At 72.0% G+C, this 15,052-nt stretch carries 19 protein-coding genes; 10 read left to right on the top strand and 9 right to left on the bottom strand.

What is annotated here, in order from left to right:
• The first annotated feature begins 21 nt into the window (after positions 1-21).
• Positions 22-429 (top strand): DapH/DapD/GlmU-related protein, encoded by a 408-nt coding sequence (locus tag AB1285_RS01875; protein WP_363446675.1) that lies wholly within the window; start codon positions 22-24, stop codon positions 427-429.
• 6 nt (positions 430-435) lie between these two features.
• Here AB1285_RS01875 and AB1285_RS01870 read toward each other — a convergent pair whose 3' ends face one another.
• Both AB1285_RS01870 and AB1285_RS01865 read right to left on the bottom strand, forming a co-directional pair.
• Positions 436-1,095, bottom strand: coding sequence for a response regulator transcription factor (locus AB1285_RS01870; protein WP_363446673.1), 660 nt, complete (start codon positions 1,093-1,095; stop codon positions 436-438).
• The gene (locus AB1285_RS01865; RefSeq protein ID WP_370428617.1) at positions 1,088-2,314 is read right to left on the bottom strand and encodes an ATP-binding protein; all 1,227 of its coding nucleotides are present in this window, start codon (positions 2,312-2,314) and stop codon (positions 1,088-1,090) included. Before AB1285_RS01865 ends, AB1285_RS01870 begins: the two co-directional genes overlap by 8 nt.
• Positions 2,315-2,428: 114 nt before the next feature.
• Between AB1285_RS01865 and AB1285_RS01860 the strand changes: the two genes are divergently transcribed.
• From AB1285_RS01860 to AB1285_RS01840, 5 genes are read left to right on the top strand one after another with little or no spacing between them, the layout of a single operon-like run.
• A complete protein-coding gene (locus tag AB1285_RS01860; protein ID WP_370428616.1) occupies positions 2,429-3,991 on the top strand; it encodes a PspC domain-containing protein in 1,563 nt (520 codons plus the stop codon).
• Positions 3,988-4,263 carry a hypothetical protein gene (locus tag AB1285_RS01855; protein ID WP_280564945.1) on the top strand — a complete coding sequence of 92 codons (276 nt, stop codon included), beginning with the start codon at positions 3,988-3,990 and terminating at the stop codon, positions 4,261-4,263. The genes AB1285_RS01860 and AB1285_RS01855 overlap by 4 nt, the downstream gene beginning before the upstream one ends.
• 10 nt (positions 4,264-4,273) lie before the next feature.
• On the top strand, positions 4,274-5,023 hold the full coding sequence (locus tag AB1285_RS01850) for a LysR substrate-binding domain-containing protein (RefSeq protein WP_370428615.1): 750 nt from the start codon (positions 4,274-4,276) through the stop codon (positions 5,021-5,023).
• Positions 5,024-5,063: 40 nt separating this feature from the next.
• Positions 5,064-5,780, top strand: a complete 717-nt coding sequence (locus AB1285_RS01845; RefSeq protein WP_315638392.1) for a glutamine amidotransferase-related protein — start codon at positions 5,064-5,066, stop codon at positions 5,778-5,780.
• A 45-nt stretch (positions 5,781-5,825) separates the two neighbouring features.
• Positions 5,826-6,011, top strand: a complete 186-nt coding sequence (locus AB1285_RS01840; protein ID WP_280564951.1) for a hypothetical protein — start codon at positions 5,826-5,828, stop codon at positions 6,009-6,011.
• Between the two features lie 239 nt (positions 6,012-6,250).
• Here the strand turns inward: AB1285_RS01840 and AB1285_RS01835 are convergent, their stop codons facing one another.
• Positions 6,251-6,721, bottom strand: coding sequence for a glutaminase (locus AB1285_RS01835; RefSeq protein ID WP_187662324.1), 471 nt, complete (start codon positions 6,719-6,721; stop codon positions 6,251-6,253).
• Positions 6,718-7,932 carry a cation:proton antiporter gene (locus AB1285_RS01830; RefSeq protein ID WP_370428614.1) on the bottom strand — a complete coding sequence of 405 codons (1,215 nt, stop codon included), beginning with the start codon at positions 7,930-7,932 and terminating at the stop codon, positions 6,718-6,720. Before AB1285_RS01830 ends, AB1285_RS01835 begins: the two co-directional genes overlap by 4 nt.
• A gap of 83 nt (positions 7,933-8,015) precedes the next feature.
• Between AB1285_RS01830 and purU the strand changes: the two genes are divergently transcribed.
• A complete protein-coding gene (gene purU, locus AB1285_RS01825) occupies positions 8,016-8,867 on the top strand; it encodes a formyltetrahydrofolate deformylase (RefSeq protein WP_187662325.1) in 852 nt (283 codons plus the stop codon).
• 27 nt (positions 8,868-8,894) lie between these two features.
• On the opposite strand, the gene AB1285_RS01820 is transcribed toward purU, so the two are convergent.
• The gene (locus AB1285_RS01820; RefSeq protein ID WP_187662326.1) at positions 8,895-9,935 is read right to left on the bottom strand and encodes an NAD(P)H-dependent flavin oxidoreductase; all 1,041 of its coding nucleotides are present in this window, start codon (positions 9,933-9,935) and stop codon (positions 8,895-8,897) included.
• Positions 9,936-10,027: 92 nt separating this feature from the next.
• Here AB1285_RS01820 and AB1285_RS01815 point away from each other — a divergent pair, with 92 nt between their 5' ends.
• Positions 10,028-10,300, top strand: coding sequence for a DUF6412 domain-containing protein (locus tag AB1285_RS01815; protein ID WP_280564960.1), 273 nt, complete (start codon positions 10,028-10,030; stop codon positions 10,298-10,300).
• Positions 10,301-10,364: 64 nt separating this feature from the next.
• On the top strand, positions 10,365-11,129 hold the full coding sequence (locus AB1285_RS01810) for a YidC/Oxa1 family membrane protein insertase (protein ID WP_280564962.1): 765 nt from the start codon (positions 10,365-10,367) through the stop codon (positions 11,127-11,129).
• Positions 11,130-11,149: 20 nt separating this feature from the next.
• On the opposite strand, the gene AB1285_RS01805 is transcribed toward AB1285_RS01810, so the two are convergent.
• From AB1285_RS01805 to AB1285_RS01795, 3 genes are all read right to left on the bottom strand, one after another.
• A complete protein-coding gene (locus AB1285_RS01805; protein ID WP_370428613.1) occupies positions 11,150-12,067 on the bottom strand; it encodes an EamA family transporter in 918 nt (305 codons plus the stop codon).
• 59 nt (positions 12,068-12,126) lie between these two features.
• Entirely contained in the window at positions 12,127-13,026 is a 900-nt protein-coding gene (locus tag AB1285_RS01800; protein WP_259954306.1) for an SDR family oxidoreductase, read from the bottom strand.
• A gap of 111 nt (positions 13,027-13,137) precedes the next feature.
• Positions 13,138-13,476 (bottom strand): ATP-dependent DNA ligase, encoded by a 339-nt coding sequence (locus AB1285_RS01795; protein ID WP_187662330.1) that lies wholly within the window; start codon positions 13,474-13,476, stop codon positions 13,138-13,140.
• Positions 13,477-13,674: 198 nt separating this feature from the next.
• On the opposite strand from AB1285_RS01795, the gene AB1285_RS01790 reads away from it, so the two are divergent.
• A complete protein-coding gene (locus AB1285_RS01790; RefSeq protein ID WP_187662331.1) occupies positions 13,675-14,208 on the top strand; it encodes an FHA domain-containing protein in 534 nt (177 codons plus the stop codon).
• Here the strand turns inward: AB1285_RS01790 and AB1285_RS01785 are convergent.
• Positions 14,184-14,861: a DUF6766 family protein gene (locus tag AB1285_RS01785; RefSeq protein WP_315638431.1), complete on the bottom strand. Its 678-nt coding sequence runs from the start codon at positions 14,859-14,861 to the stop codon at positions 14,184-14,186. The genes AB1285_RS01790 and AB1285_RS01785 overlap by 25 nt on opposite strands.
• Between the last annotated feature and the right edge of the window lie 191 nt (positions 14,862-15,052).

Below are 15,052 nucleotides of genomic sequence, written 5' to 3'. Positions count from 1 at the left end.
CTCCGGAGCACGGGAGGAATCGTGGGCAAGAACTACGTCGACATCGAGAACGACCACGGAGCGACGCTGCGGTACCGCAAGCACGCCAACGGTCGCGGTCTCGTCGCGCATGGCGCCAAGGTGCATCCGAAGGCGCACATCGAGGCGGGAGCCTACATCGAACCGGGAGCACGCGTCGGGGCGGGGGCCATCATCGCCCGCGGTGCGTGGGTGGACGAGGATGCTGTGATCGGCGAAGGCGCGTACATCGACGCCCACGCGCACGTCGGCCAGGGCGCGGCGGTCGGCGACCACGCGCACGTCGGGGTCCGCACCGACATCGGGGCCGGGGCCCGCATTGTGCGGGGCGCCCGCATCGGCGACGACGAGACCGTCGCAGCGGGGCTCACCGTCGCCACCGATCAGAAGGGTCTCTGGCTGGCCGCCTGATCGCTCTCAGAGCAGGCGCCGCTCCGACGCCCACGCGGTGAGCTCGTGGCGGGAGGAGAGCTGCAGCTTGCGCAGCACCGACGACACGTGCGTCTCGACGGTCTTGATCGAGATGAAGAGGGCCGCGGCGACCTCCTTGTACGCGTAGCCGCGGGCGATCAACCGCATCACCTCCTGCTCGCGCGAGGAGAGGCGGTCGAGTTCGTCCGTCGCGGTGGCGGTCTCGCCGGCGACGGCGCCGAACGCGTCGAGCACGAAACCGGCGAGCCGCGGCGAGAACACCGCGTCCCCCTCGGCGACGGCGTGCACGGCGGCGCTCACCTCGCCGCCTGACGAGCCCTTCGTGATGTAGCCACGCGCCCCGGCCCGGATGACCCGCACGACATCGGCCGCGGCATCGGAGACGCTGAGGGCCAGGAAGCGCGTGGTCGTCGGTCCCGTCCCTCGGATCACGGCTTCCCCGCCGGTCGCGTCGTCGCCCTCCCCGCCCGGAAGGTGCACATCGAGGAGCACCACGTCGGGCGCCGTCTCCGCGATCACGGCGATCGCCGTGGGCACGTCTGCGGCCTCCCCCACGACCTCCACGCTCGCATCGAGGTCGGCCCGCAGGCCTGAGCGGAAGATGGAGTGGTCGTCGACGATCACGACGCGGAGACGGTCAGCCACGGGGCTCCTGTCGGCCGGCGCCCCGCTCCGGGGACGAGACGGTGGGCAGGCGCAGATGCACCTCGGTACCGGCGTCGTCGCTGCGCACCGAACCCGTGCCACCCGCGCGACGCAGGCGCCCGATGATCGACTCCCGCACACCGAGGCGATCGCCGGGCACGTCGGCGAGCCGGAACCCGGGACCCCGATCCCGGATGAACACGTCGACCCCGTCGATGCGCCCCTCGATGTACACCGAGATCTCGCCGCCGGCGTGCCGCGCGGCGTTCAGCATCGCCTCGCGCGCCGCGGCGGCCAGCTCGCCGCTCGCCCGCTCCGCCGACAGCCCGGCCGAGACCACATCGATCCGGACCGGGTGGTCGATCTCCAGCGCCGCTGCGTAGTCGCGCAGGTCGGTCGGCAGGTCGCTGTCCGCCGGGGCGTCCCCGTCGTAGAGCCACGCGCGCAGCTCCCGCTCCTGCGCCCGGGCCAGCCGTGCCGCCTCGCTCGATGCCCCGGCCCGGTTCTGGATGAGGGCGAGCGTCTGCAGCACCGAGTCGTGCAGGTGGGCGGCCATCACGCTGCGCTGCTCCTCCCGGATGCGGCGCACGCGCTCTCCGGCCAGCTCCCGCCAGCGCGGAATGAGGGCCGAAGCCACCACCGCGACCAGCCCGGTCAGCGGGAGCAGCACGAGCACGACGCCCGAGCGGGCGATCGGCCACGAGAGGAGCAGGAGGACCACGAGGCCGAGGATGAGCACCGCGAGGATGCGGACGGTGGTGGTGTGCCGGGGGCCGCGCGCCGTGTCTGTGCGATCGATGAGCGTCGCCCACAGCCCGGAGGCGGTCGCGCACAGCGTGGTCCCGCCGACCACCACGGCCGCCGTCCCCGGAGGGATCGAGCCGTTCAGCCAGTCGCTGCCCCCGCGCCACACCACGATGACGAGGGCGCCGACGGCCGCGGGGACCAGCAGGAGCCAGGCGACCGGGAGGCGACGCGTCGGCGCCGTCGTCCCCTCCGTCCACGGCATGAAGGTCCAGCACCAGGCGTACAGGAGCACGCCCGCACCCCCGCAGAGCGTCAGGGCGACGAACAGCGCCCGCACCAGGCCCACGTGCACTCCGAGGTGCCGCGCGAGCCCGGCGCTCACTCCGGTCACGAGAGCGTCGCGGTCGCGGGTCAGCGCCGGACGCACGGTCGCCAGCGCGGGGCCGGGGAGTGTGGAGACGGCGGAGGGCATACCGTCATCCAATCATCCTGTCCCCCGCTCGGGGTCCTCCCCGGCGCGGAATCAGGGTGCGCTCAGGGGATCCCCCCATGGCCTCACGGCGCCGGCGACCGCGAGGATCGACTCATGACGATTCCGACCGCTCCGCCGCCGCCCGCCGAGCCCGCCCCGTCGACGCCGGACACCCCTCGCGCACCGCGCGGCGCCGACCGCTTCCTGCTGTGGGTCGCCGGCCTCGGCGTCGTCCGCACCGACGGGTGGCTCGGCGGCGTGGCCGCGGGCATCGCGATCCGGCTGCGCATCGATCCGCTGATCGTGCGCGGAATCCTCGTCGTCGCCGCCCTCTTCGGTCTTCCGGCCCTGTTCCTGTACGCCCTCGCCTGGGCCGTGCTGCCCGACGTCGACGGCCGCGTGCATCTGCGTGATCTGCTGCAGCGCCGGTACGACCCCGTGCAGCTCGGCATCCTCGCCCTCGCCGTGATCGGCCTCTTCCCGACGGCCCCGCTCACCGGGCGCCTGTTCGGACTCGGCTACGACGGCTGGTCGGCACTGTCGACCTTCACCTGGGTGGTCGGGCTCGTGCTCGCCGCCGCCTTGCTCTTCCTCATCGTGCGTGCCGCGCGCCGCACCCCGGGCGCTTCCGCGCCGGATCTGCCGGGGGCTTCCGCAGATCCGGCGGCCCCGGCCGCGTCCGCCCCCCTCGCGGGTTCGGGTCCCGCCACGGGGGCGGACGCCACTCCTCCCGCGGCGACGGATGCGCCTCCCCCGCTTCCGCTCGCCGACGCCGTCGGGCACGACGTCCTCGCCATCCCCGCGCCTCCGGCCCCCCTGCCACCCGGCACGCAGGACCCCGCCGCGCTGGAAGCCTGGCGCGCCCAGCACGCCGCCTGGAAGGAGCAGGATCAGGCGTGGCGCCGTCAGCAGCAGGATTTGGAGCGCGCCGCACGCGACCAGCTCCGCCGGGAGCGTCAGGCCGAAGCCGCCGTGTTCGCCGCCGAGGCCGCGGAGCGCCGACGCCTCCGCCGCGCATCGAACCCGCGCGCCGGCTTCCCGTTCGTCATGACCGCCCTCGGCCTCGCCATCGTCGTCGGCGCCGGGGTGGGACTCGCCGTCGGAGAACCCGTCGGTGGGGCGCTGGGGCTGTTGTCCGGCGCTCTCGTCCTGGCCCTGGCGATGATCACGGCGGGAGCCCTCCGTCGCCGCAGCGGCGCGCTGGCCTTCCTCACGGTGCTGACGCTGGCCGCGGGTCTCCTCACGGGCTTCCTGTCCACGATGCCCGGTCTCACCCTCGGGTACGCCTCGCTCACGAACAACCAGGAGGCGCACGTTCGACAGCCGTTCGGTGATCTGTACCTGCAGCTCCACCCGCACGACGGCGGCCCCCGCCCCATCGAGATCGAGAAGGGATCGGGGCGGACCGAGATCTTCGTCGACGCCGGCGTGCAGCTGCAGCTCCGCGGCACTGTCGGCGACGCCGTGGAGGTGAGCTGGCTCCGCGTCGATCCGGACGATCCGATGGTCATGGACACCGGCGTCATCTCGACCCGGCCACGGGGCGAGGAGAACGTCCTCACCGCGAACATCTCCGCCGAGGAGGGCAGCCCCTCCACGATCCAGCCCGTGACCATCGACCAGTCGAGCGGCGTCATCGTCGTGACCCTGCAGGAGCCCGAGGAGGGCCAGGAATGAGCACCGAGACAATCACAGCACCACGGGTGCGCTGGGCATCCATCATCTGGGGCACGACCTTCGCCGCGATCGCCGCAGGGGCGCTGTGGTTCCTCGCCGACGCGGATCGCCGCGCCGCGCTGGCCGACGGCGTGGGGACGATGACTCCCGCCACCCTGCTCACGATCGTGCTCCTCACCGCGGGGGCCCTGTTCCTCGTGGGCGGTGTCGCCGGACTGGTCCGCCGGACTCAGCGGAACTCCCCCGCCGAGGACTCGGAGGACCCCGAGTAGCCTGGATCCCATGGCGCACCAGGGACGACGACCCGCGAAAGGCTCCGGCAAGGGCTCACCCGCCCACCGGGGCCGTGCCGCGGGCGGCGGCTCACGCCAGGGGAAGCCGGCTCCGCGCCGCTCACCCCGCGCCGAGAAGGTCGTGTTCGACGCTCCGACCGCCACACCCGAGGAGCCGCGGACGTTCCGCCTCGGCGCCGTGCCCGGAGCGACGCCGGGCAAGTGGATCGACACGTGGAAGCGGCGCCTGCCCCACGTGGCCCTCGAGCTCGTCGCGATCGAGGTCGCCGGGCAGCGAGAGGCGCTCGATGATCTCGACGCCGCCCTCGTGCGCCTCCCGCTGGACGACGACGCCCTGCACGTCATCCCGCTGTACGACGAGGTCCCCGTCGTCGTGGCCTCGACCGATTCGCACCTGCTCGCGGCGGACGAGCTGACGACCGCCGACCTCGACGGCGAGGTGCTGTTCTCCCTGTCCGACGACGTGCTCGGGCCGGTGGGGGTGCCGGGCACCATCCCTGCACGCGTCGGACCCCTGTCGACCGCCGACGCGATCGCCACGGCGGCGACGGGTGTGGGCGTCGTCGTCGTCCCGATGTCACTGGCCCGACTGCACCACCGGAAGGACGCCGACTATCGGGTCCTCGCCGACGGCCCGGTCTCGACCGTGGCCCTCGCCTGGCCGCGCGACCGAACCACGCCTGACGTCGAGACCTTCGTCGGGATCGTCCGAGGACGCACCGCGAACTCGTCCCGCTGAGCCGTCGGGCCGGGACGCTCCCCCTCGTTAGAATCGCCTGATGGCCTCGCTTCTCTACGTCTGCGTGCGACCCGAGACCGGGGCGGCGGATGCCGAGCACGCTTCGTTCCGGCGGGCCCTCGGGGTCGACGTGGTCGATCGTCTCGACCTGCTCCACGAGCCGCTGACCGCGGCCCACCTGGATCGCTACCGCGGCGTCGTCATCGGCGGTTCGCCGTTCAACGTCACGGACGTCGAGAAGACCCCGGTGCAGCGCCGCGTGGAGGCCGATCTGGAGACGCTCGCCCGCGCCGCACGGGAACAGCGGATCGCCGCCTTCTTCACGTGCTTCAGCATCGGGGTGCTCACCCGCCTCCTCGGCGGCGAGGTCGTGACGACCATGCCGGAGGCGGCGAGCGCGACCGTCATCGACACGACGCCGGAGGGCGCCGTCGATCCTGTGTTCGGCCCGTCCGGCCCCGCGCTCACCGTCTTCACCGCGCACAAGGAGAGCGCCGCCACGACTCCGCCGGGAGCCGTGCTGCTCGCCACCAACGCGGCCTGCCCCGTGCAGGCCTACCGGGTGGGCACCCACCTGTACGCCGCGCAGTTCCATCCCGAGCCGACGCCGCGCGACTTCGCCGACCGCATGACGTTCTACCGCACGACGGGGTACTTCGATCCGGCGCAATTCGACGCGGTGCAGCAGGAGGTCCTCGCGGCCTCGGTCACCGAGGGTGCCGCCCTGCTCCGCCGCTTCGCCGAGCTGTTCGGCTGAGCGATACCCGGCGCGTAGAGGTGGCGTCGACGGCAGAATGCAGGGATGAAGTCTGTATGGATCGTGTTCGACGACGAGGATGACGCTGGCATCTACGGCGTCTTCGACAACCGCGAAGACGCGGATGCCTATGCCGATGAGGTCAGTCACATGTCCTCGAATGGTATGAAGATTGCGGATTTTCCGGTGCCATGGCGCCTGACGGACAGGGCCACTCGCATAGAGATCTAACACCGCGCGATGGGTCGGAGCGCATGCGCTAACTCCGACCCGTAGGCAGAATGGCGGACGGACATGAGCTCAGACTGCTGCAACTCGAGTGTGGCGAGGCGGTAGAGGCGGGTGCAGTTTCGGTGACGAGCAGCAGGTGTCCGCGCGACCTCCTTTCGGGGAACCCATCACCGGCGCCAGGCAATGAACCGTGCTGAGATTGATCAGGCGACGGTCGACGCCGAGATGTTCGGCTGAGATCAGGTCGGCGCGTCGCCGCGGAGCAGCGGGATGCGCTCGCGCAGGTAGGCCTCCAGCGGCATGAACCCGCCCGCCTGGCTCCAGCGCACCGACGGCACGCCGTCGATGAGCGCGAGCGGACCGGAGGAGCCTCCGGCATCCACCGCGTCGACGTCGATCACGCTCCAGCCGACGTGCACGACATCCCCCTCATGGAAGCCGCCCCGGAGCGCGAGGGCCCGGCGCTCGGCCCGTGCCCGCGCCGACTCGGCGGTGTATCCCCGACGCCCCGGGTCCGCCGCGCGGAGCACCTCCGCCGTCGCCAGGGCATGCGTGTCGGTGAGCAGGATGACGCCGAGGTGCCAGGCCTCGCCGACACGGACGATCCGCCGCCCGCGCCAGCGCGAGTCCTTCTCCTCGCCGAGGCCCTCGCGGGGTGCGCCGGCGAGCTCCTGCACGGCCTGGGTCAGCAGGGCGGAGGCGGTGGTCACAGCTCCCCCAGCGTGGTCTGGTCGGCGAGGCGCGGGCCCGCGACCTGCGCACGATCGCCCCGCAGCGTCATCCCGATCAGCGGGTACAGGAGCACCGACAGCATGCCCGCCCCGACGAGCGCGGCCGCGGTCCCCGAGTCGAGCATGTCCTGGTCCACGCCGATCGCGGTGACCGCGACGATGATCGGCAGTCCGGTGGCCGCGAGCAGGCCGAGGGCGGCGCGGTCACGCCCGCTGGCGCCCGCCGGGGCGGACAGCTGGGCGGCCGATCCGCGGATCACCAGGAGGGCCAACAGGAACACCGGCACGAGCGACATCGCCGTGGGAGACGTCAGCAGCGCCTGCAGGTCGAAGGTCACGCCCGTGTAGAGGAAGAACACCGGCACGAGGAAGCCGAACGCGAGCCCCTCGATCTTGCTCTCGACCTCGGCCGCGTCCTTCTCGGGTGCCCGCGCCATGATGATGCGCCAGATGGCCCCCGCGACGAAGGCGCCGAGGAGCATGTCCAGGTCGAGCATGACGCTGAGGCCGACGAGGGCCGCGATGAGGAGGATCACGAAGCGCACCCCGAACTGGTCGGAGGTGTGGAGGGTCGCGCGCACGATGCCGTGCAGGCGCCCGTGCGGCACCCGGTGCGCGACGAGGACGGCGAGGCCCGCCAGCACGACGAAGGTCAGCAGCACCGCGGTGGCCAGGGGCGTCGTCCGGGTGCTGAGGAAGATCGAGATCGCGATCAGCGGCAGGAACTCCCCCACGGCGCCGATGGTGCTGATGGCACGGCCGAACGGGGTGTCCAGCTCCTTCGCATCACGCAGGATCGGCATCAGCGTGCCGAGGGCGGTCGAGCTCAACGCGATCCCGATGACGACCATGCCCTCGCCCGGGGCGAAGAAGAATCCGAGCCCGATGCCCAGCAGCACGCTGAGCAGCCAGCCCAGCGACGCCCGGGCCAGGGGCTTCCCGGCCACTTGGCGGAAGTCGATCTCGGAGCCGGCGACGAAGAACAGCACGGCCAGGCCGAAGTCGCTGAGCTTCTCCAGGAGGGGCCCTGGCTCCACCCAGCCGAGCACCGCAGGACCGACGAGGATCCCGAGGACGAGCTCGAACACGACGATCGGCACCCGGACGAGCGGACGGACGCCGCGTGCGAGAAGCGGTGCGGCCACCGCCAGCAGCGGGATCAGCACCAGTCCGACGTCGCTCGCATCCACGGTCTCAGGGTAGCGACGCCGCGGGCGATTCGCTCCCCGCCCGCGCGACACGGCAGAATCGATGCACACCCCGAGGAGCAGCCATGACCCAGCCCGATACCGCCCGACTGCTGATCGCCTGCGACGACCAGCCCGGCATCGTCGCCGCGGTCGCCGGCGTGCTCGCCCGGCACGGGGCGAACATCATCTCGCTCGACCAGCACTCGACCGACTCCGAGGGTGGCCGATTCTTCCAGCGGACGGTCATCCACCTCGACGGCCTGTCCGCCGCGCGCCCCGCCCTGGAGGCCGACATCGCGGCGGTCGCGGAGCGCTTCGGCATGGAGTGGTCGCTGCACGACGTCGCCCGGCGCAAGCGCGTGGCGATCTTCGTCTCGAAGTACGACCACTGCCTCATGGAGCTGCTCTGGCGCACGCAGCGGGGGCAGCTCGACATCGACATCACCATGGTCGTCTCGAACCACCCCGACCTCGCCGAGGCGGTCCGCTCCTTCGGAGTGCCGTTCGTGCACATCCCCTCGACGGACAAGCAGGCGATGGAGGAGCGTCAGCTCGACCTCCTCCGCGGCAACGTCGATCTCGTCGTGCTCGCCCGGTACATGCAGATCCTCAGCGACGACTTCATCACGCGCCTCGAGGCCCCGGTCATCAACATCCATCACTCGTTCCTGCCCGCCTTCATCGGCGCGAACCCCTACGCCAGGGCGAAGGAGCGCGGCGTGAAGCTGATCGGTGCCACGGCGCACTACGCCACAGCCGACCTCGACGAGGGGCCGATCATCGAGCAGGACGTCACGCGGGTCACGCACTCCGAGTCCGCGGCCGAGCTGCAGAGCCGGGGCGCCGACGTCGAGCGTCTGGTGCTCGCCCGTGCCGTGCAGTGGCATGCCGAGGACCGCGTGATCGTGCACGGCCGCTCGACCGTCATCCTGTAGCGCTCCGCCGCTCAGCGGTCGGCGTTCTCAACGGCCGGGGACTCCGGCGGCGAGCTCTGCGAAGACCTCGGCGGCGGTCGTCCCGCGCGCGAGCGGGGCGGCCTGCCCCATCCACAGCGACTGCAGCTCGCCGAGATTCTGCTCTCCTGCCGCCGCGCGGAAGCGTCCGGTGAGCCAGTTCTGCATCGGGAACGGAGCGATCGTGCCGCTGGCCTCGATCGCGCGGACTGCGCGGTTGCGGGCTCCGCGGGCGAGGCGTCCGCTCATCGCCTTCGTCAGCACGGTCTCGTCGGCGGCAGTGGTCCGGATGGCGTCGCGGTGCGCTGCGGTCGCGGCGGACTCGGCGGTCGCGAGGAACGCCGTCCCCACCTGCACGCCGGAGGCACCGAGGGCGAAGGCCGCCGCGACCCCACGGCGGTCGGCGATCCCGCCGGCGGCGATGACCGGCACGTCGACGGCGTCCACGACCTGGGGCACGAGCGCGATGGTGCCGACGAGCGACTCGGTCGCGGGGCGCAAGAACGACACGCGGTGCCCGGCCGCCTCGGCTCCGGACGCGACGACGGCATCGACACCGGCTTCGGCGAGCGCGACCGCTTCGGCGACCGTGGTGGCGGTGCCGACGACCCGGATGCCGCGGTCGCGGGCCTCGGCGACGACGGCGGGCGACGGCACCCCGAACACCACGCTCAGCACGGCGGGGGCGACCTCCCAGACCGCGTCGAGCTGCTCGTCGAGGTCGGGCATGTAGCGCTCGGGGCGTGCCGGCACCGGAACCCCGACGGCCTCGTAGAACGGCTCCAGCGCCTGCGCGAAGACCGTGTGCTGCGGGTTCGGCACGGCCTCGTCACCCAGGGGCAGCCAGATGTTCAGCGCGAAGGGGCGGTCGGTGGCGCGGTGCAGCTCGGCCCCGACCTCCCGGATCCGGTCCCCGTCGTAGCCGTAGAGACCGTAGGATCCGAGCCCGCCGGCCGCGCTCACCGCCGCCGTCAGCTCCACCGACGAGGTCCCCCCGAACGCCCCCAGCACGATCGGATTCTCCACTCCCAGAAGTTCTTCTGTCGCCATACCCCGACGGTACGCCTTCGAATCGCCTGAATGGCTCCATCGGCGGCCCGGATACAGCGATTCAGGCGATTCGAACGGGGTAAGCTCGCGGCATGAGCGAGTGGTTCGGGCAGATGCTCGGCTTCGTCGCGGCCGCGATCGGCCTTGTGACGATGCCGGATGCCGCCGCGCTCGGCCTCGCGATCGCGCTGCTCGCCGTCACCGTCCTCACGCTCGCACTCGCACTGAGCGTGCGCCACCAGACCTCCGCCGATGCCCCGCACCCGCTGCGGGCGATCGATGTCGGAACGCTCCTCCCGCAGAGCGATCCGGATGCCGCCGGGCACCCTCGTCCGCGAGCGCCGGGAGTCGCGACCGCCGCGTAGTCCGTCCGACCGGGACCGCGCGGCCTTCGCCGACCCTTCCCGACCTCATCGAACGGACCTTCCCGTGGACATCTTCGCCTTCCCTCCCCTCGCCGCGCTCCTGGACGCCGCCTACGGTGCCTTGAACGGCCCCTCCACCCTTCTCGAACCCCTCGCCGGCCCCTCCGCCGCCGCCCTCGCCGTGGTCCTGGTGACCCTCCTCGTGCGCGCCCTCCTCATCCCTGTCGGCATCTCCCAGGCCCGAGCCGAGCAGACCAGAGCCCGCCTCGCCCCGAAGCTGCGCGCGCTGCAGCAGCGCCACCGGAAGAACCCGGAGCGCCTGCAGCAGGAGATGATGGCGCTTTACCGGGCCGAGAACACCTCGCCCTTCGCAGGGATGCTGCCCGTGCTGGCGCAGGCACCCGTCGTCGGGCTGTTGTACACCCTGTTCCTGCGACCGGAGATCGCCGGACACCCGAACGAGTTGCTCACCCACGACCTCTTCGGTGCCCCGCTCGGCACGAGCCTGGTGTCGGCCCTCTTCGGCGGCACCGCGACCCCGGCGACGTTCGCGGTCTTCGGCGTGCTGCTGGCCGTGATGATCGCCGTCGCCGAGGTCACCCGGCGGGTGTTCCGGCCGGTCCCCGTCGAAGGCGACGACTCCCCGCTCAGCTCCCCCGGCATGCTGCGGATGATGTCGGCGCTGCACTACCTCACCGCGGTGTTCGCGGCCTTCGTCCCCCTGGCCGCCGCGCTCTATCTCACGGTCACGGTGGTGTGGACCCTCGTGCAGCGGGTGATCCTGCGCCGCCGCTACCCGCTGCCGCAGCCTGCCGTCGTCCGGGCGTGAGAGCCGCTCGGCCGGAGGGGTCAGTCCGGAAGCGGGATCGGAGCGGTGAACGGTCCCGCGGCACCGTCGCCCCTCCGGTCGCGGCGCACGCCGAGAGTGGTCCCGACGCTCGCCGCGATCACGAGCGCCACCGCGAGCAGCCGCAGCGGCGTGGCGTCCTGTCCGAGGATGAGCCACCCGGCGAGGGTCGCGAACGACGGCTCGAGGCTCAGCAGCACCCCGAACACCCGCTGCGGGAGCCGACGGAGCGCCGCGAGCTCGAAGCTGTACGGGATGACGGACGAGAGCACCGCGGTGACCGCCGCGAGCAGGAGGAGCTGCGGGTCCAGCGCCACGGTCGCCGCCGCGGGCACACCCACGGGGATGAGGAGCACGGCCGCGACGACGAGCCCCATCGCGAGCCCGCTGCTGCCGGGGATGAGGGCGCCGACGCGCGCGCTCATCCGGATGTACATGACCCAGAATCCGGCCGCGATGAGGATGAAGACCACGCCGAGCGGGTCGAGGGGCTCGGCTCCGACGAGGCCGTCCACGCCGAGCAGCGCCATGCCGAGCAGGGCCACACCCACCCACACCGCATCCCGGAGACGACGGGTCAGCACAGCGGCGAGCACGAGCGGCCCGAGGAACTCGATCGCCACGGCCGGCCCCAGGGGGATGCGGTCGATGGCCGCGTAGAAGAAGCCGTTCATCGCCGCGAGCGACACCCCGAACAGCACCGCGGCGAGCCACTGCGACCGGGTCCAGGCGCGGGGCCGCGGTCGCACGATGACGACCAGCAGCAGCGCGGCGATCGCGACGCGGAGCGATGTCACGCCCCACGGCCCGAGGACGGGGAAGAGCTGCGCGGCGACGGCGGCGCCGAACGGCAGGGAGAGGCAGGATCCGATGACGAGGGCGACGCCCACGAGGGGTCCGGATGTCGCGGGTCTCTGCACCAGACAAGCTTAGGCGGCGGGGTCCTGCCTCCCCGCCGCCTGCGCCCTCCTCACGCGGATCAGAGCGGCTTGCCGCCCGTCACCGCGAGGACTGCTCCGGACACGTACGACGACTCCGCCGAGGCGAGGTACACGTAGGCTCCGGCGAGTTCCGCGGGCTGGCCGGCGCGCCCCAGCGGCGTGTCCTGCCCGAACGTCTCCAGGCGCTCCGGCCCCCATCCGGTCGCGGGGATCAGCGGCGTCCAGATCGGACCGGGCGCGACGGCGTTGACGCGCACGCCGCGCGGCCCTGCCTCCTCTGCGAGCGCCTTGACGAACGCGACCTGTGCTGCCTTCGTCATGGCGTAGTCGATGAGACCCGGTGACGGCTGCGCCGACTGCACCGACGAGGTCACGATGATGCTGGATCCGGGCTCGAGGTCAGGGAAGGCGGCACGTGCCGAGAAGACGAGACCGGCGAGGTTCGTGTCGAACACTCGACGCATCTTCTCGGTGTCGAGGTTCTCGAAGCCGTCGATGTCGTGCTGGTAGGCCGCGTTGAGGACGAGCACATCGAGTCCGCCGAGTTCGCGGCGCGCGCGGTGCACGGCGTCGGTCGCGAAGGCCTCCTCGCGGACGTCGCCGGGGATGCTGACGCCGGTGCGACCGGCCTCGCGGACGAGCGCGAGCGTCTCCTCCGCATCCTCCTGCTCCTCGGGCATGTGCACGATGGCCACGTCTGCGCCCTCGCGGGCGAAGGCGATCGCGACGGCACGCCCGATCCCCGAGTCGCCGCCGGTGATGAGGGCACGCCGCCCCTCGAGCCGCCCGTGGCCGACGTAGGACTGCTCGCCGTGGTCGGGCTCCGGGGTGGTCTTCTCGGTGAGGCCCGGCTGGTCCTGGCTCTGCGCCGGGAACCCGTCCTCGTGGTGCGCGTGTCGGGGGTCGGTGAGGCCGCCGTCGCGGGTGGTGTCGGTCATTTCCGCTCCTCCTGTCATGGGGCTGACGATCAGGTCGTGATCGAGCCTCGCGGCTTCGGAGGGCGGACGGCAGGGGGTTGACAGCCCCGGGCGCTCTCCGGGAAACCGGCCTCAGCCGGCGGAGGGGGCGTCGCCGTGCGGGGGCTCGGCGTTCTCGGCGGGCTCGGGAACGAGGTAAAGCCCGGTGGGAGCGTTGGCGGTGAAGGCGAGCGCCTCGATCCAGGCTCGGTTGACGGCGGGCTGCCGGCTGCCGAAGTACTTGAAGACGAGCGAGCTGCCCGGCTGGATCCAGACGGTGGTCCGGCCGCCGCCCACGCTGGCGTCCTCACGCCAGCTGAACGGGAACGGCTCGCCGCGGCGCAGCTTGGCCGTGATCACGAGCTGCAGGTGCGTGAGCGCCCGATCCTCGATCTCGGTCTTCACGCTGCCTTCGTAGATGAACTTGCCCATCGGGTGATGCTCCTCGGTCGGGTGGTCCTCAGCCCGGCGGACACTGCCGGGATCGGCCTATGGGTAGAGGGTAAGCCCTCGGACGGGGCGCGCGGCAAATCGGCCTCGGAGGGCGACGCAGGCGTCGAAGTCAAGGCCCTGCGCACGATCCATGCGGGGGTTAGCCTCGAATCATCGACACCCGAGGAGGGCACCGCCATGACTGACCGCCACATCGACGACCGTCCCGAGGAGGGCTACACGCCCGGCACCACCCACGCCGAGCGCGGCGCGGGCAACCCGCGACTGCGCGTGCGGCGCGACGACGAGCGCACGGAGTTCGCGCTCGACATGGAGGAGGTGCGCATCGGTTCCGCCGCAGGGAACGAGCTGCGCCTCGCCGACACCGAGCCCGTGCACGCGACGGTCGTGCACGACGACCGCGACGAGTACGTGGTGACCCTGCACGCCGACGGCGAGATGAACTCCAACCCCGACGCGGACGCCACCCACCCCGGCGAGCGCACCGAGACGCTGCGCACCGGATCCCGCTTCACGGTGGGCCCGTGGGAGCTGGTCTTCGCCCGCGAGGAGTTCGCCGACCACGGCCGGCCCTTCGGCGGACGCCTCGGTGGTGAGTTCTCCGACCAGCCGCTGCAGGAGGCGCGTCCGGGCTACGACGCCGACGACGAGCGGCTCTCGCAGGCCGACGTCAACGACGAGCTCTCTCAATCGGACTCCAAGGCCGACTGATGGTGCGGGGTGCCGACGGGCTTGGACTCCGCTGACCCCCGCTGCCGGAGGTAGATCGCGAACGCGACCATCGTCCCGACCGCGAGGAACTCGGACTGCCAGTTCTGCAGCGTGCGGTCCCAGAAGTCCGAGCTGGTCACGTAGTCGGCCCAGGTGATCGCGGCGACGCCGTGCATCGCGTTCTCCTCGTTCATGACGACCGTGCCGGCGAGCGACTGCGCGAACCAGGACAGCACGAACACCGCCCCCATCACGATCAGCAGCGAGTTGCCGAACACGGCGGCTCGCCATCCGCCCGCCCGGGCCCACCGCGGCGAATCCGGGCGGGCGTGCGGGCCGACGAGCTGATCCGCATCGCTGCCCGGCCCCTCATCGCCGGGCTTCTTCGACTCCGGCGATCCCTTCTGCACGAACCAGATCGTCGCAGCGATGAAGAGGAAGAACTGCAGGAACTCCGACTGCCAGTTCTCGGCGACGTCGACGGCGAAGTCGGACGACCAGAGGAAGTCCCCGAAGCCGATCGCCCGCTGCCCGTGGTCGAGGAGCTCCTCGTTGTTGCGGAGGTAGCCCGCGAGCGCCTGGCCCGCGAGCGCGAGCGCGAACAGCGCGAGGAAGAAGAGGCTGAGGGCGTGGTCCTTGATCCGCGAGCGCATCGTCATCGCCCTCCCAGCGGCAGGCCGATCATCACGGCGAGCCCGACGCCGATGATCCCCGCCCAGATCCAGAAGACCGCCCGCATTCCCGCGGTGTCGCGCGCATCCTCCGCCATGTCCGCCTCCTTCGTCGGTGTGACCACGGTCCGACGATGGCGCGCAGGATGAGTGCCCTCCAGGGGCTTGACGCG

Source organism: Microbacterium sp. NRRL B-14842, assembly GCF_050470785.1.
This window is presented reverse-complemented; position numbering and strand designations above follow the sequence as displayed.

Coding starts and splice junctions, on each gene's coding strand:
- AB1285_RS01865 (WP_370428617.1), bottom strand. CDS start 2,314: ATGCCCTCCGCCGTCTCCACACTCCCCGGCCCCGCGCTGGCGACCGTG.
- AB1285_RS01860 (WP_370428616.1), top strand. CDS start 2,429: ATGACGATTCCGACCGCTCCGCCGCCGCCCGCCGAGCCCGCCCCGTCG.
- AB1285_RS01855 (WP_280564945.1), top strand. CDS start 3,988: ATGAGCACCGAGACAATCACAGCACCACGGGTGCGCTGGGCATCCATC.
- AB1285_RS01850 (WP_370428615.1), top strand. CDS start 4,274: ATGGCGCACCAGGGACGACGACCCGCGAAAGGCTCCGGCAAGGGCTCA.
- AB1285_RS01845 (WP_315638392.1), top strand. CDS start 5,064: ATGGCCTCGCTTCTCTACGTCTGCGTGCGACCCGAGACCGGGGCGGCG.
- AB1285_RS01840 (WP_280564951.1), top strand. CDS start 5,826: ATGAAGTCTGTATGGATCGTGTTCGACGACGAGGATGACGCTGGCATC.
- purU (WP_187662325.1), top strand. CDS start 8,016: ATGACCCAGCCCGATACCGCCCGACTGCTGATCGCCTGCGACGACCAG.
- AB1285_RS01820 (WP_187662326.1), bottom strand. CDS start 9,935: ATGGCGACAGAAGAACTTCTGGGAGTGGAGAATCCGATCGTGCTGGGG.
- AB1285_RS01815 (WP_280564960.1), top strand. CDS start 10,028: ATGAGCGAGTGGTTCGGGCAGATGCTCGGCTTCGTCGCGGCCGCGATC.
- AB1285_RS01800 (WP_259954306.1), bottom strand. CDS start 13,026: ATGACCGACACCACCCGCGACGGCGGCCTCACCGACCCCCGACACGCG.
- AB1285_RS01795 (WP_187662330.1), bottom strand. CDS start 13,476: ATGGGCAAGTTCATCTACGAAGGCAGCGTGAAGACCGAGATCGAGGAT.
- AB1285_RS01790 (WP_187662331.1), top strand. CDS start 13,675: ATGACTGACCGCCACATCGACGACCGTCCCGAGGAGGGCTACACGCCC.
- AB1285_RS01785 (WP_315638431.1), bottom strand. CDS start 14,861: ATGCGCTCGCGGATCAAGGACCACGCCCTCAGCCTCTTCTTCCTCGCG.